This is a genomic window from Polaribacter litorisediminis, assembly GCF_019968605.1.
GTDB classification, from domain to species: domain Bacteria; phylum Bacteroidota; class Bacteroidia; order Flavobacteriales; family Flavobacteriaceae; genus Polaribacter; species Polaribacter litorisediminis.
In genome coordinates this window covers 45,719-68,890 of record NZ_CP082966.1, presented here as the reverse complement: position 1 = coordinate 68,890, position 23,172 = coordinate 45,719, and the positions used below count along the sequence as shown (strand labels likewise).

General features: G+C 30.7%; 22 protein-coding genes. 8 read left to right on the top strand and 14 right to left on the bottom strand.

Annotation, left to right across the window (positions count from 1 at the left end; all coding sequences use genetic code 11):
- Window positions 1–2 precede the first annotated feature (2 nt).
- Both K8354_RS00320 and K8354_RS00315 read left to right on the top strand, forming a co-directional pair.
- Complete coding sequence (locus K8354_RS00320; protein ID WP_223444465.1) at window positions 3–2,105, top strand: T9SS type A sorting domain-containing protein; 2,103 nt, start codon at window positions 3–5, stop codon at window positions 2,103–2,105.
- 4 nt (window positions 2,106–2,109) lie between these two features.
- Window positions 2,110–3,867: a right-handed parallel beta-helix repeat-containing protein gene (locus K8354_RS00315; protein ID WP_223444464.1), complete on the top strand. Its 1,758-nt coding sequence runs from the start codon at window positions 2,110–2,112 to the stop codon at window positions 3,865–3,867.
- Between the two features lie 232 nt (window positions 3,868–4,099).
- On the opposite strand, the gene K8354_RS00310 is transcribed toward K8354_RS00315, so the two are convergent.
- The 4 genes from K8354_RS00310 to K8354_RS00295 form a co-directional block, all read right to left on the bottom strand.
- Window positions 4,100–4,369: an AlbA family DNA-binding domain-containing protein gene (locus K8354_RS00310; protein ID WP_223444463.1), complete on the bottom strand. Its 270-nt coding sequence runs from the start codon at window positions 4,367–4,369 to the stop codon at window positions 4,100–4,102.
- 330 nt (window positions 4,370–4,699) lie between these two features.
- On the bottom strand, window positions 4,700–6,043 hold the full coding sequence (locus K8354_RS00305; protein ID WP_223444462.1) for a Fic family protein: 1,344 nt from the start codon (window positions 6,041–6,043) through the stop codon (window positions 4,700–4,702).
- A gap of 56 nt (window positions 6,044–6,099) precedes the next feature.
- A complete protein-coding gene (locus K8354_RS00300; RefSeq protein ID WP_223444459.1) occupies window positions 6,100–6,384 on the bottom strand; it encodes a restriction endonuclease subunit S in 285 nt (94 codons plus the stop codon).
- Between the two features lie 24 nt (window positions 6,385–6,408).
- Window positions 6,409–7,008, bottom strand: a complete 600-nt coding sequence (locus K8354_RS00295; RefSeq protein WP_254713033.1) for a restriction endonuclease subunit S — start codon at window positions 7,006–7,008, stop codon at window positions 6,409–6,411.
- On the opposite strand from K8354_RS00295, the gene K8354_RS18885 reads away from it, so the two are divergent.
- On the top strand, window positions 6,984–7,295 hold the full coding sequence (locus K8354_RS18885) for a hypothetical protein (protein ID WP_254713032.1): 312 nt from the start codon (window positions 6,984–6,986) through the stop codon (window positions 7,293–7,295). The two genes, K8354_RS00295 and K8354_RS18885, sit on opposite strands and share 25 nt — an antisense overlap.
- 30 nt (window positions 7,296–7,325) lie before the next feature.
- On the opposite strand, the gene K8354_RS00290 is transcribed toward K8354_RS18885, so the two are convergent.
- Both K8354_RS00290 and K8354_RS00285 read right to left on the bottom strand, forming a co-directional pair.
- Window positions 7,326–7,937: a transposase gene (locus tag K8354_RS00290; protein ID WP_223444458.1), complete on the bottom strand. Its 612-nt coding sequence runs from the start codon at window positions 7,935–7,937 to the stop codon at window positions 7,326–7,328.
- A gap of 142 nt (window positions 7,938–8,079) precedes the next feature.
- Window positions 8,080–9,243: an IS4 family transposase gene (locus K8354_RS00285; RefSeq protein WP_223444457.1), complete on the bottom strand. Its 1,164-nt coding sequence runs from the start codon at window positions 9,241–9,243 to the stop codon at window positions 8,080–8,082.
- A gap of 316 nt (window positions 9,244–9,559) precedes the next feature.
- On the opposite strand from K8354_RS00285, the gene K8354_RS00280 reads away from it, so the two are divergent.
- Genes K8354_RS00280 through K8354_RS00270 form a run of 3 tightly spaced genes read left to right on the top strand, consistent with a single transcriptional unit; the run spans window position 9,560 to window position 13,736 of the window.
- The gene (locus tag K8354_RS00280) at window positions 9,560–11,929 is read left to right on the top strand and encodes a TonB-dependent receptor (RefSeq protein ID WP_223444456.1); all 2,370 of its coding nucleotides are present in this window, start codon (window positions 9,560–9,562) and stop codon (window positions 11,927–11,929) included.
- A gap of 12 nt (window positions 11,930–11,941) precedes the next feature.
- Window positions 11,942–12,952, top strand: a complete 1,011-nt coding sequence (locus K8354_RS00275; protein ID WP_223444450.1) for a sensor histidine kinase — start codon at window positions 11,942–11,944, stop codon at window positions 12,950–12,952.
- 19 nt (window positions 12,953–12,971) lie between these two features.
- A complete protein-coding gene (locus tag K8354_RS00270) occupies window positions 12,972–13,736 on the top strand; it encodes a LytR/AlgR family response regulator transcription factor (RefSeq protein ID WP_223444448.1) in 765 nt (254 codons plus the stop codon).
- Between the two features lie 255 nt (window positions 13,737–13,991).
- On the opposite strand, the gene lepA is transcribed toward K8354_RS00270, so the two are convergent.
- Window positions 13,992–15,788 (bottom strand): translation elongation factor 4, encoded by a 1,797-nt coding sequence (gene lepA / locus K8354_RS00265; protein WP_223444446.1) that lies wholly within the window; start codon window positions 15,786–15,788, stop codon window positions 13,992–13,994.
- A gap of 301 nt (window positions 15,789–16,089) precedes the next feature.
- Between lepA and K8354_RS00260 the strand changes: the two genes are divergently transcribed.
- The gene (locus K8354_RS00260; RefSeq protein ID WP_223444438.1) at window positions 16,090–16,608 is read left to right on the top strand and encodes an SOUL family heme-binding protein; all 519 of its coding nucleotides are present in this window, start codon (window positions 16,090–16,092) and stop codon (window positions 16,606–16,608) included.
- A 72-nt stretch (window positions 16,609–16,680) separates the two neighbouring features.
- On the opposite strand, the gene K8354_RS00255 is transcribed toward K8354_RS00260, so the two are convergent.
- The 3 genes from K8354_RS00255 to K8354_RS00245 all read right to left on the bottom strand — a co-directional run bounded on the left by K8354_RS00255 (window position 16,681) and on the right by K8354_RS00245 (window position 18,622).
- On the bottom strand, window positions 16,681–16,956 hold the full coding sequence (locus tag K8354_RS00255) for an EF-hand domain-containing protein (RefSeq protein ID WP_223444436.1): 276 nt from the start codon (window positions 16,954–16,956) through the stop codon (window positions 16,681–16,683).
- A gap of 28 nt (window positions 16,957–16,984) precedes the next feature.
- Window positions 16,985–17,260 (bottom strand): EF-hand domain-containing protein, encoded by a 276-nt coding sequence (locus K8354_RS00250; RefSeq protein ID WP_223444434.1) that lies wholly within the window; start codon window positions 17,258–17,260, stop codon window positions 16,985–16,987.
- A 264-nt stretch (window positions 17,261–17,524) separates the two neighbouring features.
- Complete coding sequence (locus K8354_RS00245; protein ID WP_223444432.1) at window positions 17,525–18,622, bottom strand: TolB family protein; 1,098 nt, start codon at window positions 18,620–18,622, stop codon at window positions 17,525–17,527.
- A gap of 44 nt (window positions 18,623–18,666) precedes the next feature.
- Here K8354_RS00245 and K8354_RS00240 point away from each other — a divergent pair, with 44 nt between their 5' ends.
- Window positions 18,667–19,890: a M28 family peptidase gene (locus tag K8354_RS00240; protein WP_223444430.1), complete on the top strand. Its 1,224-nt coding sequence runs from the start codon at window positions 18,667–18,669 to the stop codon at window positions 19,888–19,890.
- 101 nt (window positions 19,891–19,991) lie between these two features.
- Here K8354_RS00240 and K8354_RS00235 read toward each other — a convergent pair whose 3' ends face one another.
- The 4 genes from K8354_RS00235 to K8354_RS00220 are packed head-to-tail and all read right to left on the bottom strand — an operon-like array spanning window position 19,992 to window position 23,172.
- Entirely contained in the window at window positions 19,992–20,525 is a 534-nt protein-coding gene (locus K8354_RS00235) for a rhomboid family intramembrane serine protease (protein ID WP_223444423.1), read from the bottom strand.
- Window positions 20,526–21,302 carry an ion transporter gene (locus K8354_RS00230; RefSeq protein ID WP_223444421.1) on the bottom strand — a complete coding sequence of 259 codons (777 nt, stop codon included), beginning with the start codon at window positions 21,300–21,302 and terminating at the stop codon, window positions 20,526–20,528.
- On the bottom strand, window positions 21,299–21,592 hold the full coding sequence (locus K8354_RS00225; protein ID WP_223444419.1) for an S-adenosylmethionine decarboxylase: 294 nt from the start codon (window positions 21,590–21,592) through the stop codon (window positions 21,299–21,301). Before K8354_RS00225 ends, K8354_RS00230 begins: the two co-directional genes overlap by 4 nt.
- Window positions 21,593–21,624: 32 nt before the next feature.
- Entirely contained in the window at window positions 21,625–23,172 is a 1,548-nt protein-coding gene (locus K8354_RS00220; RefSeq protein ID WP_223444417.1) for a polyamine aminopropyltransferase, read from the bottom strand.

Below are 23,172 nucleotides of genomic sequence, written 5' to 3'. Positions count from 1 at the left end.
AAATGCGCCGTAGAAAGTTTACTATAAATGGAATTCAAATTTTAACTATTTGGATACTAATCTATACGTTTAGTTACAGCACATTTGCACAGCAAATAACTTTTGATCCAGTTCCAGATTTTTTTAGAATAAAAAGAGAATTACCATTAATAGAACTTTCTACTGCCACTACCATCAATGTTTCTGATTATGGGGCAATAATTAATGATGGCAATGACGACACTCAAGCCATTACGGAGGCTTTAAAATTTGCAGAAGATAATGCAACAGCAAGCAATCCTATAGAAGTAAAATTTGAAACAGGAGTGTATGATATTGGTAAACCATATATAAATAATGCTGATTTTGAGGCAAATGATGAAACTCATATATTTTTTATAAATAGAGCAAGTCATATTGTTGTTAATGGGAATAATGCAGAAATACTTATACATGATCCTTCAGTTGGGTTTATGAGAACTTCCAGTTCCGAAAACATCATCATAAAAAATTTTATAATTGATTATGATGAATTGCCATTTACACAAGGAACAATCGTGCAAAAAAATCCAGGGCAAAATAATTTCTATTTAGAAATAGACGCAGGTTTTCCGATGATGAATAGAGGACATATTAGAAATGCTCCTCAACGTTGGGGAATGTTAAAAAATGCCGATGGAAGTCTTAAAGAAGGGGCTCCAAATTTAATAAGCACTTCTGATGATGCTTTCCAATTTATTAGAGCAAATACTTTTCGTTATAGATTATCCAATCCTGATCATCTAAATTATATGGAGGTTGGCGACAAGTTTGTGTTTATAGCAAGATATAATGGTAGAACAACATTTGCCACGAATAACTGCAAACAAGTAACCTATTTAAGAAATACCTCTTATACTAGTGCAGCTGGTTCTTACAATGGATCTAATAATAAAGAATGGAATGTCTTAAACTGTAAATTAATATTTAAACCAAACTCTGGAAGGTTGCACACCGCAAACGCAGATTGTTTCCATATTAATAGTGGTTTTATTGGACCATGGATACAAGGTTCTACTTTTGAGGGTTACAGTGATGATGCTATGAACTTAAAACACACTAGAAGAGAAATACTTTCTGTGCAAGCAAATAACCAACTTACATTAAAATTTGATGTAGTTGTGGGTGATACTCTACGATTTTACAATCCAAGAGATGGAATCTCTTTAGGTACTGCAAATGTTACAGCAGTGCAAAATTTAGGGAATAATGAGTTTAGAACTACTTTATCGAATGCAATAAATATTACAACTATAAGCGGTAATGATCATCAAACTGATGATAAATGTTATATAGAAAATAGATCTAGCGAATCTTTTGTTTTAAGAGATAATGTTTTTAGAAATGCAAGACGATACGGCTTATTAATACAAGGCACCTATGGTATAGTTGAGAACAATACATTTGAAAACTTAAGTACAGGTGGAATAAAAATACGAAATGCCGCCGGTTGGGGAGAAGGTTTTGCTGCCAAACACATTAAAATACATAACAATGTTTTTAAAAATTGTGGTTTTGATACTACCTACTTAGAAGATTCTAAATCTGCCGCAATTACTGTTTATTTAGCAAAATTAGTAGCTAACTGTTCTGCAAATCAAACAATTTGTGATGTGGAAGCAATCGACTGGCAAGGCATTGAAAATGTTACCATAACTAATAACGATATAAGTTATAACAAAAAAGGAATTCACATGCAAAATGTAAATACCGGCTTAATTCAATGTAATACAGTAAATCCTAACACTTCTTTTTCCGGAACTGATTTAGGTAGAATCGTTTTAACCAACAACTCTAACGTTACTCAAGCAAACGATAATTGTAATTTGTCTGTTAATGAATTTAAAAAATTATGTTGGGATTTTAAAATAGACGAAAATAGTATTGATTTTAGCAATACCTGTGAAATCTCTCAAGGTAGATGGACAATTTATGACATTTCAGGTAAACTAATAAAATCTAAACTTTTTGAAGCTAACGTGCGTAAATCTAATAAAATAGATATTTCAAATTTGAATACTGGTATATACCTGTTTACTATTATTTCTAGTCAAGGAACCTTAACTAAAAAAATTTTAAAAAAATAAAAAGATGAAAAAAACACTTTTAATAGTATTATTATGTTTTGTTGGATTTTCGTCTTATGCACAATATAACTTCTCTTTACCAGATCATTTTAGAACTAAAAGAAACGTACCACTTTTGGATTTTCCAATATCAGTAGAAGTTAAACTGTCAGACTTTGGGGCATTTCCAAACGATGGAAAAGATGATGGTCCTGGGTTTCGAAAAGCTTTGGAGTATTGTAAAAAATGGGTAAAAACAGGAGTTGGTATAAAGCTTACATTCTCTAAAGGACGATACGATTTGTTTGAAGGAAAAAATAAGTTTCATTTAATTGAATTAAAAGAGGGTAACAATATTATTATCGATGGAAATGGTTCTGAAATTATTATTCATGACCCTTTAAAGGGTTTTTTATCAATTTGGAAGAGTAAGAATGTAATTGTTAAAAACTTAACCATTGATTATGATCCACTACCCTTTACTCAAGGAAAAATTGTGGGTGTAGATATCAAAAATAGTACTTTTGATTTTAGGATTGATGAGGGTTTCCCCAGTCTTAATATGGCCATGTTTCAAGATGCTAGCAGAGTATGGGGAATGCTAATGGATCCTGAAATTCCTGGAAAGTTAAAAGATGGTGCTCCGAATTATTACGCCTCTAAAAATTTTAAAGAATTAGAACTTGGTACTTTCCGAATAAAAATGCCTGGACCAAGAATGTTAAAATTTATGCAAGTCGGAGACGTGTATGTTCATGTAGCGAGAACCAATGGGAGTTCTATATTTAAAACAAATATGAGTAAAAATATTACTTTTCTCAATAATACTAATTTTTCCAGTCCAGCTGGTAGCTATGCCGCTATTAATATGGAAGAATGGAATATTATAGGATGTGAGGTAAAACTTAAGGAAGGCCGAATTCACAGTGCCAATGCGGATTGCATGCATGTAAATGGAGGTAAATTTGGTCCTTGGATAGAAAATTCTCTTTTTGAAGGATACAGTGATGACGCTGTGAACCTAAAAACCACTATGCGTCATATTCTTAAACAGATTTCACCTACAGAGTTAATGATGAAATATCAAGTGGTAAAAGGAGACATCCTGCGAATTTACAATCCGAGAGAGGGTAAATTAATAGGAATATTTAATGTTATCGAAAATAAGTTTTTAGGAGACGGAAAAATGCGAATTACGTTAGATAAACCTGTCCCAGTAGCCTTAAATGTTGGTGACACGAAGAAGAATGATATTGCCTATTTGGATAATCAATCCAATGAATCTTTTGTGATTAGAAACAATACCTTTAGAAATGCCAGAAGGTACGGAATTTTAATACAAGCCTCTAATGGTTTGATTGAAAGAAATTATTTTGAGAATTTAAGTCAAAGTGCCATTACACTTATCAATGGAGTTGATTGGGGTGAGGGTTTTATCGCTCATAATATCATAATTAACCAAAATATTTTTAAAAATTGTGGCTACGATGAAACCTACTTAAATGAAAAGGATTTTGCAACCATTCAAATGAGGGTGGTTAAATTGAAAAATCTGAACGCTAAAACCAAATGGAATGGAGTTACAACCGCTGATTGGCAAGGATTAGAAAATATTAAAATTACGAATAATATATTTTCTTATAACAAGAGAGCCTTATCAATAGAATCCTCAAATAATACTATCATAAAGGGGAATAAGTTTATGAGAAGCACTAATGACCTCTCCAAAGAACACGAGCTTATTTTTAAAAATAACAATACAAATTTGGACTTTGAAAATTAAAACGGTACTAAATCATAAAGTATTTAACTAAAATTCACTCTAAATTTATACACACTCTTTTACTTTGGGCTTGCTGATTTATCTTAAATCATATTTTAATAATTTGATTATTAGATAATTATAATCAATTTTTGTTATAATTTTATTGTGTAAATGCATTGTTTTTGGTATCTTTCTATCATAAAACGAGGGTGTAACCAGAACTCTGTCTGAATAAAAAAAAGTATTAAATTTATTCAAACAGAGTTGAGTTTACAGTCTGTTTAATTTTAGTACTATCTGGGTTAAAATCTGTACCAATAATAGCATGAGTTATATCTTCTATACCATAAACAATATAGCCATATCGTTTTCCTTCTAAAAGTGCTGCATTAGAAAGTGCAGAAATGTTAGCACCTAACTTTTCTGGATTCCAATTATTACCTTTAAATTCTACACATTCACTTTCTTTTGGTAATGCCTGTAATTCGTTAATAAGTTGGTCTATATCTTCTCTATTCATCGTTTAGTTACATACAAGTTACACTCAAAAGCACTTATTTTACTGGTATTTACGTGTATTTACATGAGCTTAGTTACATCACGGTTACATGAGTAAGTATTTTTTAAAGAAACATCTGCTTTAAAAAGACTTTTTTTTTAAGGTTTTACTGTTTTTTATTTTGGTAGTTAAGGCTTCTGTTTTTATAGTAACAGACTTATGACCTAACCCATTAGTTGGCTTATTAAATTATTTTCTAATACTTGTTCTGGCTGTGTTGTCATTTTTCTTTTTCTTTTTCTTTTTCTTTTTCTTTTTAAAACTTCGATATTTTTAAAGAATCTCGAAGTTTTAAACTATTTTATGCTTTATCAATAACTGATTGAATTGTTGCGATTTTATAAAATTTCGTTTTACTTTATTTACAGGAATCATATCTAAAAACTGTAAATCTACTAATCCTTTTAAATCTGTACGAGCAGTATAATTAGATACATTAAATCTGTTTTGTATTTCTTTGGTATTAAATACAACCTCTGGATTGTCGTAAACAATTTTTAATAATTGAGCTTGCCGCTCGTTAATGTTAGGTATTTTAATAAATCTTGCAATTTTAAAATGATTCTTTTGTTTCTCTTGAATGTAATTTTTTAAAGCATCAAAGGCTTTTTCCATTACTTTTAAATTATATGTAATAAAGTACGATAAATCATTTTCATCATTTTCAGTATAAATAAAAGCTTTTTCATACTGATTTTTTGTGTCTTGAATTATTTTTGAAATAGACAAATACTCTGTTAACCAATAGCCTTTTTTTAATAAATACCAATAAAACAAAGCTCTTGCTGTACGCCCATTACCATCTGTAAAAGGATGAATAAACCCTATCATAAAATGAATAACAATTCCTTTTAATAGTGGATGTATAAAATTATCTTTTTCTACTTCTTCATTAAAAAAAGTACATAAATCGTTTATTAAGAATGGTACTTCATTAAAACTTGGTGGTGTATGCACTACTTCGCTTTTTATATGATCTACCACATAAATATCATTACTTGTTCTAAAAGCACCTTCTTCGGTTTTAGTTTCTAGGGTATCTTTAGAAATTAAGCGATGTATTTCTAATAAGTTTTCGGGTGTTAAATTCTCTGTTTTATTTTGCGTAATGTGTTTGATTGTAAGGTAATTATTTACAATCATTTGTTCTGATTTTGTGTGCGGTTTAATTTCTTTGCGCAACATTTCTTTAGCACGTTTACGTGTAGTATTAGCCCCTTCTATTTGACTACTTGAAATAGCCTCTTCCATAATAGAACTTACTAAATAACGTGTTTTATCTTCTTCTGGTATGATGTTTTTTGCCCCCATATAACCACCAATATTCATATCGAAAAAATGCACAACCTTTTGTATATAATCGGTGGTTACATATTTAAAATTATGCTTACCGAAAGTGATGGTTTCTGTTTTAAGTAATCTACTAAGTTTTACAATGTCCCATAACTCTTGGGGTGTAAACTTTGTTTTTTTGTATTTTATTTTATCCCAATACAAATAATCATCATTAATAGATTTAATGATTTTTAAGGTTTCTGGTTCTTTTAAATTATTAATAACTTTTTTAGAGAACTCAAATTTTGGTACTTGTTCTATCATAGAGGTAAAACTACTAAAAACTTCGAGATTTATCAAGAATCTCGAAGTTTTTAAATGTTTTAATTATTGAAATTGCTTTTTGTTTGCAATAATTAAACAAACATCTTTTGTAACAAGCCTTTTTTAAAAGTTTTACTATGTTCCATTTTGGTATTTAAAGCATCTATTTTTAAATCTATATTTGATAAGAAATCAGCTATTTTGGTTTGCTCATCAAGTATTGGAATCATAACATTAAACGAACTTAAAACTTCTTTTGTAATAGTTTTAATTATACCACCTGGTGCTTTCTTTTTTTCAATTTCAAATAACAAAAACAAAACATATTTAAAATAATCTAAATTTAAAGGCTTTTTATATGATTGAAAGATTAACAATGTTCTATCTACATAAGAATCATATTAAGTTTTTGTAATTCTACCTATTGAACCTTGTATTGTTATAATTAAAGTACCCTTTTCTACAAATACACTTTGTTTAGCACCTAATTCGCTAATTTTATGTTTCGTCTTAGGTTTTAACAACATATTATCCTCTACATCGTACACTTGTACAAATGGAATACCATTCTTTTTATCATACCATTTTGGTAAACCATAAGGTTGTGGAAAACTACCTCTTCTGTAATTAGCTACCTCTCTCAATTGTTTCACTTCCCAATCTACAAAATCATTACCATCATCATTTTTAAACCTTAACTCTTGCTTAAATATTTTTTGCATTACCCCTTTTTTGTATTGCTCTAAAAAGGTTTTCTTTTTGGTGAGCTGGGTAATGGCATCATCTACATCGGTAAGGAAGGAGGCTATTTTTTGTTGTTCTGGAAGGGATGGAATTATAACCTTAATTTTTTCTACTTCTTTCTTACTAACTTCTTTAAAAGTAGAGCCATTAGCTCTTTTGTATAGTTCTTTTCGATATACTTTTATTAAATCAAATACAAATTGATTAGAATTATTTTTATTTACACTAAAGATTGAAAACCTTGGTTTGTCGTGCACTCTTCTTGAGCTATTTTGCTACTTCACCTATTGTCGCCCTTGTGGTCAGCAGAATAGTACCTTTAGGAAGTAGTGTTGCAGAAGATTTAGTTAAACCCAAATCTGTTATTTTCCTTTTACTTTCTGAAACAATATCAAATTTTATTTCAGTAGGTGTAAACCAATTTATTTCACCATTCCAATATTCAGCATTTGTAGTAGATGGTGTACCACCACCAACAACTTTAGCAATATTTTATATGTACTTTATTTCCCAATTTTCTTCAAACTCTGAAAACCTCAATTGAGGTATTAATTGTCTATCGTTCTGCATCATTTTAATTTTTAAAGAATTTATCTTCCTTCCATTTTAAAGGCTTATTTATGATGTACGCTGAAATGTTTTGAAACGATTTTTCGTTTCGTATCATATGGTCATGAAAAAGGGATTGCCACCCAAAATGGGTGTTTCCGTTTTTTCGTGCCATGGTGGTTACCGATGATTTAAACCCCCGTATTATGGATGCCAAATCTTTGGTTTGTGGCCCAAATTTGTTTACAACGTTTGGTGTGTCGGCGGCGGTTGGTGGTACGGTTGGGGTTGGGGTAGAGACGCAATGCATTGCGTCTCTAAATTCCGTTACCGAATCACGTTGCGTATTGTATATATTATCGCCAATAATTATAATGGCGTGAAAATGATTTGGCATAATTACATATTCGCCCATTTGCAAATTCATATCCTGCCTTATTTCAAATGTTTTTAACCCTTGTTGTTCTATACATTGCCCTAATTCATTTAATTTCATTCTGCTATTTTCAATTTCACCAAAAAAATGCGATCTATTAATGGTGCAAATGGTTATAAAATACATGCCGCTAAGGCTGTAATACCAATTTTGTAATCGGGCTGATTTTATGCGATATGTATTCTTAAATTTTTCAGACATGCGTACTACTATTTCTATATCCTTAGTTTTTTAATTCCCTCGAATTCTAGGGAATTAAAATTTGTGTTATTTATTTGTCCCCAAACACCTAAAAATAAAATTGTGTCTTTATTTTTTAACCAATTTTCTCACTAGTCTCCACTTAAAATAAGTTGAAAACCAGTTGATTAGTATTTCGTTCATTGACATTATTGTAATCTGATTTCATAAGTAACTCATTTAAAGGTGTTTTATCAATTAATGATGCTGATAAAATTTGCAAAATTTCATAATTTGAACGGTTTATTTGTAAATCTCTTGAGACTATTGAAACTAAACAATATGTTGCAATTGCTACATTGATTTGTATTCGCACAGCGTTTTCTGATCTGCCCCAAAAATTTTTCACTTTTAGATGTTGTTTTATCCATTTAAAGAATAATTCTACTTGCCATCTTTGTTTGTAAAGCAATGCATTATCACTTGCAGATAGTTTAAAATTGTTGGTTAAAAACACGAACGTTTTTTTAGTTTTACTATCGTGATATTTTACTTTACGAATTTTTTTTGGATAATTTTTAGAACTATAAAAACCTATTATTTTTCCAATTTGGTCATATTTAATTCCAGTAGTTTTATCTTTTTTTTTAGAATATATTCTTTTAAATTTAACATTAGATTTTGCTCGAACTACAAAATAAGCTTTTGCTTTTTCAATCCGATAAAGACGTTCATAATCTACATAAGCACGATCAAATATATAGTAAGCTAAAGGTTCGTAATCTATGACGTCCATAGCATTCACATCATGGATATTTGCTTCTGTAACATGAATAAATACAGGGATTTGAGTATTGACATCAAAAAGGGTATGCAATTTAATCCCTGCTTTTGTTTTGCGAAAATGAGCCCAACAAAATACACTTAAACACAAGTCAATTGTTGAAGAATCAAAAGCATAAATAGAACCTTCTATTTTAAAATTGCTAGTATCATTTTTGTTTTGAGCAATCTTAATTAAGTAGTCAGCAAACTCCTCAAATATTTTATAATTTCGATTCTCATTTGCTTTTGATAAATTGCGACGAGTTATACTTTTTCCAAATCCTAAATGATATGATTTTGATTTATGAGCATCAATAATAGCTATCAAATCTCTTAGACTTTCTCGTGCAGATAATTGACCAAACATCATACATAATAATTGATTCCAACAAGTAAAATGTTTGACTGATTTATTACCTGAATATTTAGCTGTAATTCTATCAAAAACACGTTGTGGAAGAAAATTCACTAATTGAGAGAAAATATATTTACCTTGATTCATATTCGTAATGTTGATTTACGAATATAGTAGCCATTTCAAATCGTCACGCTTCAAAATGAAACTTAAAATACAGATTTACAATAATTTCAATGAACTTTTTTTAGTTTTTAGTGGACACTAGTGAAATAATATTTAAAAATGCTTCGATTTTTCTAGGCATTTTTTGGTTGCAGGAAACTTTATACAAATATAAAGCGTCTAGTCTTTATAGAACATCGTAATCTGTTTATCGGAAATTTAACCCAATTCGTCAGAAACTCGTTTTTCTATCCTAACAAAATCGGCACTTTTGCAATGCTAATAAAAAACCAACCAAATGAAAGTTTTAAAAATTATCCTCTTTTTTTTCTTCGGAATTTTAACCACCTTTTCGCAGCATAAAATCAACGGAAAAATTGTTGATGAGCAAAATGAACCTTTGCCATTTGCAAATATCCTTTTACTAAAAACAGGAGAAAATGCAGCTCCAAAAGGAACCGTTTCTGATGAAAATGGAAATTATAGTTTTGAAAAAATTACTTCTGGAAAATACAAAATAGAAATTTCGATGTTGGGTTTTAAAACCTATAAAATTCCTGAATTTGATCTAAACGGAAATAAAACTTTCAACATCACTTTAAAAGAAGAAATGCAAACATTAAATGAAGTGGTTGTAAAAAGTAAGCGCCCAGTAATTAAACAAACTGCCGAAAAACTAATTGTAGATTTAGAAAAATCTGATATGATTAACACAAACCTACAAGATGTAATGAGAAAAGTTCCTGGTGTTCTAGTAACGAACAACGGAATCTCAATTGCCGGTAAAGGTGGCGTTCGAATCTTAATCAACGGAAAAACCACAGAATATATGGATGTTGAAACGTTATTACGAGATTTTCCTGCAGATAATATTGCAAAAATAGAAGTCGTAGAACAACCTGGTGCAGAATACGAAGCTTCTGGTTCTGGCGCGATCATCAACATCATTTTAAAGAAAAATGTAAAATTAGGAACGCATGGCAGCGCAAATACTTGGATTGGTGAAGACGAAGGTTTTGAATGGGGTGCTGGTTTTTCGATAGCGAGTTATAAAAACAAATTGAATTGGCAACTAAGCACAGGTTACTCTCAACCGACTTGGAGAGACGATTTGTTTTTAATTAGAACTGTGGGCGATGAAACCTACAATCAAGTGACAAGAGAACCTTATGACCCAGATAATTTTAGAATTGGTGGTAGTTTAGATTATTATATAAATGATAAACATTCTATAGGAATTGGAGGCACAATGAATACCAGAGATTCAGAAAGAATTGCCACAAGTAAAACCATTATTTCTGATGTAAATAATACAAATACGCTATTTTCTGAAAATAGTTTTGACAGACAACGAAGTAACTTTAATATGAATCCATATTACGAATATAAGACAGATACAGACAAGTTACTAATCGACTTTAATTATGTGGATTTTGTAAATGACAATACAAATCGATTGTCTAGAGCCGCTGGAAGTACGGTAAATTTTACAGACAGAAGGTACATACAAGATGGAAAATATAAGATTAAAACCTACAGAGCAGATTATACCAAAACATTTTCTGACAACTTTAAACTAAGCGCGGGTACCCGTTTTGCTGATGTAGGAACCGATAATGATTTAGAAACGCAAAGTTTAGAAAACACTAATTTTAATACAATTGATAGTTTAAGTAGTCGATTCGCAATTGATGAAACTATATTTGCTCTCTACTCTAAAGTAAATGCAAAATTCGGAAAATGGTCTTTTTCTGGCGGATTACGTTATGAAGACAGTAATACAGACGGAACATCAACCTTTATAAAAGACGGACAAATGGTGACTGAAGTTCAGAAGCGTCCCATTAAAAAAGTATTTCCAAGCGCATCCATCAGCAGAAAATTAACAGACATTTTAGGTGCAAGTGTATCTTACAGCTATAGAATTCAAAGACCAGGATATAACAGCTTAAACTCATTTCAACAATTTTTAGATCCATTTTCTGCAAGTGAAGGTAATCCAAGATTAACACCATCTTACACCAATAATTATCAATTTAATTTAACCTATGAAGGTCAACCTTTTTTTACCATTGGTTACAGCAAAACTGATGATGTAATTTTTCAATTGATTAGTCAAGATAATGCAACTGCACAAATTCGTCAGCAAGAGGTAAATGTAGAAAACAATGCGAATTGGAACTTTCGATTATTTGCACCCGTTAATTTTACTAAAGGTTTAGATGGCTATACAGGAATTATCGTGACCAACACAGATTTTCAATCTTCAACCTATGGTGTAGATTTAAACAAATGGAATTTGATTTGGTTTATTCAAGCAAGTTACCAATTGCCTTGGGATATTAATTTTGAACTCAGTGGGAATTATGGAACAGGAGCTTTAGAAGGGCAAATTGAAGTTGATTGGCTGGCTGAGTTAGATTTTTCTTTCGGTAAAAAGTTTATGGACGATAAACTAAAAGTAAATCTCGGTTTTAATAAAATGCTCAATAGAGGTTTTGTTGGTAATATTGATTACGGAAATGGAACTGCAGAAGTAGAAAGTAACGGTTCTAGACAAAATATTCAATTGCGTTTGGTGTATAGCTTTGGATCTAAATTTGGAAAGAAAAAATCTTCTAGAAATACAAACAGAGATGAAGAAAACAGAATAAATGACAGTAATTAATATATTTGTTTAATGAATACAAAGCTTGACAAGTCTGACTATATTATTCTTACTGTTTTTTACCTCATCAGTATTACCTTAAATATTTTTGATTATCTAGATCAAGATGCAACTTTATTAGAATATTTGGTAGATATTCCTATGTTCGTAATCACCTCTTTATCTGGTGTTTTACTATTTATGTACTTTATCATCCCAAGATTTCTTCTTAAAAAGAAAAATTATATTCTTTTCGCTTTGTATGGTTTGTTGGTCATCACATCAATAGGAATTATAGAAAGAGTTGTAGGGTTTTCTACTGGTAATAACGATTGGAGTAAATTTCCAAAACTAGGCAATCTAATTTTGTACGCCATTTTCAATGGCTCAGATTCAATTGGTCTTGCTTTAGGAATATTAATCACAAAGAAATTTTACGAAGGACAAACACAAATTTCTAAAATAAAAGAACAGCAAAAAGAAAACGAATTAAAGTTATTACGCTCTCAAATCAACCCGCATTTTTTGTTCAATAACTTAAATACTTTAGATAGTTTAATTGATAGTAATCCAGAAAAAGCAAAAGAGTACATCAATAAACTATCGTTAATTTATAGATATTTAATTAAAACCAAAGATGCTGAAGTAATGGAGCTTTCTAGCGAAATTGAATTGGCTAAGAATTACATCTTTCTAATTAAAACCAGATTTGGTAAAGATTATGAGTTTACAATTGAAGAAAATATGGCTTTGGTTGATAAATTTATTCCGACAGGTGCTTTGCAAAGCTTGCTAGAAAATGTGGTGAAACACAACAAATCTAATGGCACAAAGCCAATTAAAACCACGATTCAAATTAATGAAGGTTGGTTAATGATTACCAACACAAAATCGAAAGTAATTGCACAACAAGAATCTTTTGGCACAGGTTTAAAAAACTTAGAAACGCGCTACCAACTTTTGTCTGATGAAAAAATACAGATTTTGAACACAGATACTAAGTTTGAAGTTTTTATTCCGATTATGAAACTACAAGGAACTTAACTCGCTTGAAAAAAAGAAAATGAAAATATTAATTCTAGAAGACGAAATACCTGCATATCAAAAACTAACTAAGTGTTTGGATGCTTTTTTTGATGTAAAAATATCTCAAGATTGGGCACGTTCTCTTGTTGATGGAGCGCAGTTACTCAAAGAAAATACCTATGATTTTATTTTATCGGATATTCAATTGTTAGACGGATTGTCTTTTGATTTATTTAACAAAGTTACCATTGATACCCCTATTATTTTTTGTTCTGCTCATGATGAATATTTATTTCAAGCTTTTCACACAAACGGAATTGCTTACATTTTAAAACCCTATTCTCAAGACGATTTTAATAAGGCAATTATAAAATACCAATCGTTATTTAAAAAAGGCGATTACACTACTTTAGATGATGCCACAATTAATGTTTTAAAAACAGCATTACAACAAGAATACAATACCTACAAAAAGCGGTTTGTAATTAAAAAAGCATCAGGAATTCAATTATTAAATGCAGTTGATATCGCTTTAATCTCTGCTTCTGGAGATTTCTGTTTAGCAAATGATCAAGAAGGGAAAAGACATACCATTTCACAAAATTTAGGAAGTATTCATCAACAATTAAACCCTAAAAAGTTTTTTAAAATCAATAGAAGTGAAATTGTAAACATCGATTTTATAGAAAAAATTGAAAGTCATTTTAAAAACCGATTATTGATTTCTATAAAAAATTACAAAGAAAAAGTAATGACGAGTTCTTCTACAACTGCTGATTTTAGAAAATGGTTGGAGTGTTAAAATTATATAGAAACCTCACAGGTTTTAAAAACCTATGAGGTTTAGTGTTTTAATTTGCTAAAAGTTTTTCGGGTTGCCTACAATTTCCAACAAGTTTAGCCCAGATTGAAGCATTTGTTTGAGCTCTTTTTTGCTTTTTCTGCAAAAAAAGCGAGTGCGTAAAGCTGGAAATAGCTCCAAATAAAAACCCTTCTTGATTTCTCAAAAAGGGTTCTTTTTTTATGATGATGTGTTATTTGTTTATGTTAGCAAAGCTTAATCATTCAACTTTAAAACGGCCATAAAGGCCTCTTGCGGAATTTCTACATTCCCAACCTGACGCATTCTTTTCTTTCCTTTTTTCTGCTTTTCTAACAACTTACGCTTTCTAGAAATATCTCCTCCATAACATTTTGCAGTTACATCTTTACGCAGTGCTTTTGTAGTTTCACGCGCAATAATCTTTGCTCCAATTGCAGCCTGAATAGGAATATCAAACTGTTGCCTAGGAATTAATTGCTTTAACTTTTCTACAATTTTCTTTCCTATTGTGTACGCATTATCTGCGTGTAATAATGCAGAAAGTGCATCTACAGGTTGTGCATTTAATAAAATATCTACTCTTACCAATTTCGATTCTCTCATGCCAATAGGATGATAATCAAAAGAAGCATATCCTTTAGAAACTGTTTTTAATCGATCGTAAAAATCAAATACAATTTCTGCCAAAGGCATTTCAAAAATCAGCTCAACTCTTTGGGTCGTTAAATAAGTTTGATTGATAATTTGACCTCGTTTTTCGATACACAAACTCATAACTTGACCAACAAAATCTGATTTTGTGATGATGGATGCTTTGATAAAAGGCTCTTCTACTCTATCTAATCTAGATGGATCTGGTAAATCTGTTGGATTATTTAAAATGATAATTTCCTCTGGATTTTTCTTTGTGTAAGCATGGTAAGAAACGTTGGGAACTGTCGTAATAACCGTCATGTTAAACTCACGTTCTAAACGTTCTTGAATAATTTCCATGTGTAACATTCCTAAAAATCCACAACGGAAACCAAAACCTAAAGCGGCAGAACTTTCTGGCTGAAACACCAAGGAAGCATCGTTTAATTGAAGTTTTTCCATAGAATTACGCAATTCCTCATAATCTTCTGTATCTACAGGATAAATCCCTGCAAAAACCATGGGTTTTACATCTTCGAAACCTGCAATAATTTCTTTGGTTGGGTTTGCAAAATCGGTTATCGTATCTCCTACTTTTACTTCCTTCGCTGTTTTTATACCTGTAATTAAATACCCAACATCGCCAGTTTTTACAGATTTTTTAACTACTTGGGTTAATTTTAAAGTACCCACTTCATCCGCATAATATTTATTACCCGTAGCAACAAATTTAATTTCTTGGCCTTTTTTTATTTCACCATTAAAAACTCTAAAATAGGTTTCGATTCCTCTATACGAATTGTAAACCGAATCAAAAATTAAGGCCTGTAATGGTGCATCTGGGTTTCCTTTTGGAGCGGGAATTCTATCAATTATTGCGGTTAAAATATTATCGACCCCAAAACCTGTTTTACCACTGGCATGTATTACTTCTTCGGCGTCGCATCCTAATAAATCAACAATATCATCCGTAACCTCTTCTGGGTTTGCAGATGGCAAATCTACCTTATTTAAAACGGGAATAATTTCTAAATCATTCTCTAAAGCCAAGTATAAATTAGAAATTGTTTGTGCCTGTATACTTTGTGCAGCATCTACAATTAACAGCGCGCCCTCACAGGCAGCAATAGATCTTGAAACTTCATAAGAAAAATCTACATGCCCAGGAGTATCAATTAAATTTAAAACATATTGTTCTCCATTGTGCGTATAATCCATTTGAATGGCGTGAGATTTGATGGTAATTCCACGTTCACGCTCTAAATCCATATTATCTAATAACTGATCCTTTTTTTCACGGCTAGTTACAGATCCTGTAAAATCTAACAATCTATCTGCTAATGTACTTTTACCATGGTCTATATGAGCAATGATGCAAAAGTTTCTAATGTTCTTCATTCGTTAAATTTGAGTTGTAAATAGTTGGCAAATATAAGGGATTTAAAAAGTAGAAACAATAAAACATTTTTGCAAAGTATTACATGAACAGAGGCTCTTTTTAATCTTATCACTTAAAATAAGAAATACAAATTTTATGCTCAATATATTTATGGGAATGCTTTAACATATTAAATATATTATTTTGCTTACATTTAATACAATAAGTTGTAAATACATGTAATACATTATGAAAATGAAAATAGTTTATTTAATCTTGGGAGTATTGGTTTTGGTGTTTGTAGCTTCTCAAATTTTTTTTATGAGTAGTCAGAGAAATATTGAAAAATATCCTTTTAAAGTAGTAAAAAAGTACGATAATTTTGAAATCAGAAATTATGAAGCCACCCTTTTTACGGCTGTCAACCTAGGGACAAAAACGTATGACAAAGCTTCTCGAAAAGGATTTTCTGTATTAGCTGGCTATATTTTTGGAGGTAATAAAAAAGAGGAAAAAATAGCTATGACATCTCCTGTCGCTATGACTTTAGAAGATTCTACGACCATGATGTTTATGGTGCCTAAAAAATATACCAAAGAAAATTTACCAATTCCTAATGATGCATCCATAGAATTTAAAGAAATGCCCGCAAAGAAAATGGCTGCAATTTCTTTTGGTGGATGGGCTAATGATAAAAAAATTGAATTTTATAAAAAGAAGTTGACCGAAGCTCTAAAAAAAGAAGGCTTGCAATATAGCAACAACTTTTTGTTTTTTGGCTACAATGCCCCTATGGAAATATTCAATAGAAAGAATGAAGTACTTGTTGCGTTAGAATAATTTTACAGAAATTGCAGTCAACAAAAAAGTACAATGAAATTCATTTTACTTTTTTAAGTTTTGTAGATAGCTTTAATAATCTCGATTTAACTCGGCAATAGCGACGTGAAATTCTTCTTTATTCATTTTATCGTCACCAGATTTATCGTAACCTTTAATCATTTCACCAGCAACCATGCCTCTCAAGAAGGTATTTACGCCAGCTTCTTTTAGTAAGTCTTTAATTTCATCTTTATTTAAAGATCCGTCTTTATCTTTATCAAAAGCTAAAAACGCTTCTTCCGGAGATTTAAATTTAGTGGTAATTAGCGTATGTATGTCTTTTAAAATATTTTCTTTTGCTCCCATTTTTTTTGTATTATTTGATTAATTCTTATTATTCAATTCCTGATTCTTTAATTGCCTTTTGAAATTCTTCCCAACTTACGGTTTTGTTATTATTTTGATCAAAACTTTGTATCATAAATTCAGCCACCAAACCTCTTATGATTATATGAACTCCTGCTTCTTTTAATAAAAGTTTAAAGTCATCTTTTGTTAAGAACCCATCACTATCTTGATCATAATAATAAAAAGCTTCTTCGGGTGTTTCGAATTTACTTCGCATTAAAAACTCTATATTCTCTAGTATTTTTTCTTTTGTCCAAGCCATTTTAGCTTCGTGTCATTAAGAGATAAATAAATTACATCCAAATTATATTTCAGAATATCAGTCCTCTTAGTCCTGCCATTCTGCAATAAACAAGTTGGTATCTCTTGTTGTTATTTCAGAATATCAGTCCTCTTAGTCCTGCCATTCTGCAATAAACAAGTTGGTATCTCTTGTTGTTATTTCAGAACATCAGTCCTCTTAGTCCTGCCATTCTGCAATAAACAAGTTGGTATCTCTTGTTGTTATTTCAGAACATCAGTCCTCTTAGTCCTGCCATTCTGCAATAAACAAGTTGGTATCTCTACCACCTCCATTATTTCTATTGGACGAAAAAGCCAACTTTTTACCATCATTGGAAAATACAGGAAAAGCATCAAAAGTTTCACCGTGGGTAACTCTTTCTAAGTTTTTGCCATCCAAATCTATTAAATATAAATTGAATGGAAAACCTCTTTCCGCTTCAAAATTAGATGAAAATAGAATCTTTTCTCCTGAAGGATGAAAAAACGGACTCCAATTGGCGTTTCCTAAATCTGTTAATTGACGTAATTCAGAGCCATCTGCATTACAAATGTAAAGCTCCATTTCTGTAGGTTCTACCAAGCCTTCTGCTAATAAATCTTTATATGCTTTAATTTCTTCTTTAGTTTTTGGTCTTGAAGAACGAAAGATAATTTTTGTGCCGTCTGGAGAGAAAAAAGCACCTCCATCATAGCCTAATTCGTCTGTAATTTGTTTTACGTCAGAACCATCAATATTCATTGTATATAATTCTAAATCGCCACTTCTTGTAGATGTAAACACAATTTTGTCCCCTTTGGGAGAGACTGTTGGTTCTGCATCATAGCCTTTTTCATTGGTCAATTGTTTTACGATATTGCCTTCTAAATCTGCTACAAAAATGTCGAAACTATCGTAAACTGGCCAAATGTATTTTCCGTTTTTACGCAAAGGAACTTCGGGGCAATTATCATCAACCAAATGTGTAGATGCATAAATAATATGTTTGTTATCAGGTAAAAAATACGCGCAAGTAGTACGTCCTTTTCCTGTAGAAATCATTGGTGGCATTTTGTTTTTAAAATTTTCATCAGCATTCATTAAAAACATTTGATCACAACTAACATTCCAATTTTTATAATTTGATTGAAAAACTAATTGTTGATCATCAAAACTCCAGTAAGCCTCTGCATTATCGCCACCAAAGGTTACTTGACGCAAACTTTTAAAATGTACTTCTTCCGGATAAATCAAAGAGTCTTTCAGCGTGGTAATTTCGGATGATTTATTTTCTGATTGCTTTTTTTCTGTTTTACAAGAAACTAATAATAGTCCCAATACAAGTATAGAAAGGATTCTCATTTTATTATTTATTAATTAACTTTGCAAAAATAATATTTATCATCATGAGAAACCTGCTATTTTTAATCTTTTTCAGTTTTTTAATTTCCTGTAAACAACCTATCAATCAAGAAACTAGAATTAAAGAAGACGTTACTTTTTTAGCTTCTGACGATTTAGAAGGAAGACAAACAGGCACAAAAGGTGAAAAGAAAGCTGCCTCTTACATCTCTGAACGCTTTAAAGAATTAGGATTACAACCAAAAGGAACAAAAGATTATTTACAACCTTTTACCTTTAAACCAAAAACCAATCCTCATGACGAAGTAAAATTTGATGTGAATGGAGATGGAACAATTACAGGTAATAATGTGGTAGGATTTATAAATAATCAAGCTGAAAATACGATCATTATTGGCGCGCATTATGATCATTTAGGCTATGGCGGAGAAGGCTCGTTATACCGAGATTCTATCAAAGCCATTCATAATGGTGCAGATGATAATGCCTCTGGAGTTGCTATTTTATTAAATTTAGTTTCAAAATTGCAAGCGAAAAATAAAAGCAACAATTATCTTTTTATGGCTTTTTCTGGCGAAGAAATGGGACTTTTAGGTTCTAATTACTTTGTAAAAAACCCAACAATCGATACTAAAAAAGTGTCTTATATGATTAATATGGACATGGTGGGGCGTTTGAAAAAAGATTCTGCATTAGCAGTTTACGGCACAGGAACCTCACCAATTTTTAAACAAACATTAAAATCTCATAATTCTAAGTTTAAATTAATTCAGCAAGAATCTGGAGTTGGCCCTAGTGATCATACTAGTTTTTATTTAGCGGATATTCCTGTATTACATTTTTTTACTGGGCAACATGAAGACTATCATAAACCAGGTGATGATTCAGAAAAATTGAATTATGAAGGAATGGAACTAATTTCCGATTACATTTTTAACATCATTACGGATCTTGACAATAATGGAAAATTATCTTTTAGAAAAACAAAAAATGAAAGCGAAGAAACACCGCGTTTTAAAGTTGGTTTGGGCGTAATTCCTGATTACATGTTCGATGGAAAAGGCATGAGAATTGATGGAATTTCTGAAGAAAAGCCCGCTCAAAAAGCTGGTTTAAAAAAGGGAGATATTGTGATACAATTAGGAGATAGCACCGTTGTGGATATGATGAGTTATATGCGAGCTCTGTCTGTTTTTGAAAAAGGAAATTCTACAAAAGTTGTGGTAAAAAGAGGAAGTGAAGAGGTTGAAAAAATAATTAACTTTTAGAAAAAAGAACCCGATACTTAAAAAGTAAAAAATATAATAATACCATCTCCTAATCAATTAGAGAGCTACTATTATTAAAAAGTTAAACTAGCATGAATGTGCTACTTATATTTTAACCTAAAGGAAGCCACAATACCTGAAATAGCCCCAAATAAATGCCCTTCCCAAGAAATGTAAGGGTAATGTACAGATGGAAAAATTCCTAAAAACAAACTACTGTAAATTACTGCAATTCCGATAGAAATAAGCATAGGAACAATTTTTTGTTCCGAGAAACCGTTTGCAATTAAAAAACTTACCAACGCATAAATTAATCCGCTCGCACCAATATGGTTAGCATTTCTTCCCAATAGCCAAACTAAAGCTCCTCCTAGTAAAATACTTATTATAAGTACTGAAAATGCTTTTTTAGGATAGAAAGCATACAAAACAAAAAGTAACGTAATTAACGGCAATGTATTTGCCACTAAATGACTAAAATTTGCATGTAAAAAAGGACTTGTAATAATACCAATTAATCCTTTTAGTGATCTTGGCACAATACCAAATTGAGTGATTGGCAGCATTAGACTAACGATAAAAATGAAGTACAACAGCAGAATTGTTATTGCAATATTTTTAATGTGTTTTTGCATTTAATCAATAGCTTTTCCGCAATGTGGGCAATTGCATTGACCTTCTGCCTTTTTCTGTTCTTTTTTTTCATTCTGAATTTTTTCAATAAAAGCAGAACTGATTATTCCTGTAGGTAATGCTACAAAGCCAATACCAATTAATGCAATTACACCACTCAATAATTTACCCAAAGGGGTTACAGGGTATACATCTCCATACCCCACTGTTGTTAATGTGGCAATTGCCCACCAAAAAGCATCTCCAATGTTAGCAAATTGTTCTGGTTGATCGTCATGTTCTATATAAAACATTAATGTTGAGGACAGTACCATTAAAACAAAAATTACAAAAATGGTAATGGATAATTCTGATTTGGTTTCTTTTAAAATATAACGAATGGTCTTTAAAGATTTTGAATACCTGCTTAACTTAAAAATTCGTAATAATCTAAACAAGCGCAAAATACGAACAACACGCAAATCAATCGGAAAAATAAAAGGTAAATAAAAAGGAATAATAGCAATTAAATCGATAATACCTAATGTAGAAAAAGCATAATTTATACGCTCCCTTTTATTTTCTTTTGTTTTGTCAGACACCCAAATACGAACAATATATTCTATTGAAAAAATGACAACCGAAAAAATTTCAAAAGCATTAAAAAACCATTTGTAATTGGCATTTAAACTCTGGTAAGACTCTAAAATTAAAGCAATTATATTAAGTATAATTAATCCATAAATAAATTGAACAAAATATTTATTATGATTTACAAACTCTCTAACTTTATTTTTCATAACAGGCTACTTTCAGTTTTAAAAAGAGTTAATTTTTCTTTATTGCAACTACTTAATTCTATATACGTTTTTTTATTTTCTGGAAAGGTATGAATCGCCAAATGACTTTCACCCAAAAGCCAAAAACAAGTATATCCTTTTTCCGGGAAATAATGTTCATGAAACTGTAAAATGGTAAATCCAATTTTTTTTAATAACGCATCATACTTATTTTTTAAAGTTTTTGGATTCGTGCAAGTTATCCAAAAGCGATAATTATAAATCTGAGCGTCTATTTGTTTGTATTCCATTTTAATCTATGTCTCTTAACTAATTTGTAATTTTAATATAAGTCCCAATTACCCTTTAAGTAATATTTATACAAAACAGGATTGTGAACGCTGTTTACTTCTACTTCACCTTCAATAGCATAAAAATCTTTACCAAAAGAAGTAATAAGTTGCATGGCTTCGTTATTAAGCCAATTGGTATTTTCAAATTCTAAAGATTTTAATCGCTTTTTTAAAATACCTGGCTCCAATTTATTTTTGGTTCCTAATATCCAACCCCATTCTCCCATAGAAATAATTTGATTATGAAGTTTTGCGGTTGTAAAACCAGCACTTTCAATGGTTTTATTAATGCACTCATAGGCTTTTGTAGCAAAATATGGGCTACCTGCTTGCGTTATAATAAATCCATTAGGTCTTAATTTTCTATAACAAAGGGTATAAAATTCTTTTGAATACAACCTGCCTAATTCAATATTTCTTGGATCTGGTAAATCTGCAATAATAATATCATAAAAATCGGTGGTATTTTGTTCTAAAAAAATATAGGCATCTTTATTGTAAATAGTTACTTTTTTAGAATTTAGACTCCCTAAATTAGTTTCAATTAATATTGGATGGTTTTTTCCTAAATCAGTCATGATAGGGTCTAAATCTACCAAATCTATTTTTTCAACATTTTTATATTTTAAAATTTCGCGGACTGCGCAACCATCGCCCCCTCCTAAAATCAAAATACGCTGAGGTTTGGCATGCAGTTTTACAATAGGATGCACCAAAACTTCGTGATACATTTTTTCATCTAACGTACAAAATTGCAAGTTCCCATTCAAATATAGCCAATGTTCATTTTTCCATTCTGTGATGACTATCTTTTGATATTTAGATTGTTCTGCATATACAATTTTGTCTTTGTATTTTTTTTGTTCTCCCCATTTTATTACTGGGTTTGTAAATGAAAGTCCGATAATTAAAAGTATAAATGTAGCACTAAGGCTTATTTTTAGGTTAAAATGTTTTTTTGAAGTTAACTTATCTTTAAAACGAAAAAACACAATAACTGCTACCAGAAAATTCACGATTCCTAATGCAAAAGGGGTATATGTGAGTCCCAAAATAGGCAACCCAATAAAAGCAAAGAATACACCACCCAAAAGGCTTCCGTAATAATCTTTTTCTAAAATGGAAGAAATATTACTTTTTAAATCTTCATACTCTTTGTTTATACGAACTACTAAAGGAATTTCTAAACCTATCAGCAAACCGACAAGCATACTTAAAGCGTAGATTACAATTCCGTAATACGTCGTAAATGCTGCCAGCGTATATACTAAAACAGATGAAAAAGCAACTAAAATAGATAACGAGATTTCAAGGATTAAAAAATTTTGAATTAGATTTTTGGTGATTAGTTGGCTTAACCTACTTCCTAATCCCATGCAAAAAAGCATTAGAGAAACAATCATTGTCCATTGAAAAATGGAGTTTCCAATAAAATATGTTGCCAATGTTGAAAGTATATATTCAGCAACAATACCAGCAAAGCCAGTGGCGAAAATAGCTGCTTTTAATACAAAAGAATTTTGTTTGAAAAATTTCAA

Excerpts from the sequence above, each read along its gene's own strand:
- K8354_RS00250 (WP_223444434.1), bottom strand. The coding sequence starts at position 17,260 with ATGGCTTGGACAAAAGAAAAAATACTAGAGAATATAGAGTTTTTAATG.
- K8354_RS00225 (WP_223444419.1), bottom strand. The coding sequence starts at position 21,592 with ATGGAATACAAACAAATAGACGCTCAGATTTATAATTATCGCTTTTGG.
- K8354_RS00285 (WP_223444457.1), bottom strand. The coding sequence starts at position 9,243 with ATGAATCAAGGTAAATATATTTTCTCTCAATTAGTGAATTTTCTTCCA.
- K8354_RS00270 (WP_223444448.1), top strand. The coding sequence starts at position 12,972 with ATGAAAATATTAATTCTAGAAGACGAAATACCTGCATATCAAAAACTA.
- K8354_RS00245 (WP_223444432.1), bottom strand. The coding sequence starts at position 18,622 with ATGAGAATCCTTTCTATACTTGTATTGGGACTATTATTAGTTTCTTGT.
- lepA (WP_223444446.1), bottom strand. The coding sequence starts at position 15,788 with ATGAAGAACATTAGAAACTTTTGCATCATTGCTCATATAGACCATGGT.
- K8354_RS00275 (WP_223444450.1), top strand. The coding sequence starts at position 11,942 with ATGAATACAAAGCTTGACAAGTCTGACTATATTATTCTTACTGTTTTT.
- K8354_RS00280 (WP_223444456.1), top strand. The coding sequence starts at position 9,560 with ATGAAAGTTTTAAAAATTATCCTCTTTTTTTTCTTCGGAATTTTAACC.
- K8354_RS00310 (WP_223444463.1), bottom strand. The coding sequence starts at position 4,369 with ATGAATAGAGAAGATATAGACCAACTTATTAACGAATTACAGGCATTA.
- K8354_RS00230 (WP_223444421.1), bottom strand. The coding sequence starts at position 21,302 with ATGAAAAATAAAGTTAGAGAGTTTGTAAATCATAATAAATATTTTGTT.
- K8354_RS00320 (WP_223444465.1), top strand. The coding sequence starts at position 3 with ATGCGCCGTAGAAAGTTTACTATAAATGGAATTCAAATTTTAACTATT.
- K8354_RS00315 (WP_223444464.1), top strand. The coding sequence starts at position 2,110 with ATGAAAAAAACACTTTTAATAGTATTATTATGTTTTGTTGGATTTTCG.
- K8354_RS00260 (WP_223444438.1), top strand. The coding sequence starts at position 16,090 with ATGAGTAGTCAGAGAAATATTGAAAAATATCCTTTTAAAGTAGTAAAA.
- K8354_RS00235 (WP_223444423.1), bottom strand. The coding sequence starts at position 20,525 with ATGCAAAAACACATTAAAAATATTGCAATAACAATTCTGCTGTTGTAC.
- K8354_RS00255 (WP_223444436.1), bottom strand. The coding sequence starts at position 16,956 with ATGGGAGCAAAAGAAAATATTTTAAAAGACATACATACGCTAATTACC.
- K8354_RS00240 (WP_223444430.1), top strand. The coding sequence starts at position 18,667 with ATGAGAAACCTGCTATTTTTAATCTTTTTCAGTTTTTTAATTTCCTGT.
- K8354_RS00290 (WP_223444458.1), bottom strand. The coding sequence starts at position 7,937 with ATGTCTGAAAAATTTAAGAATACATATCGCATAAAATCAGCCCGATTA.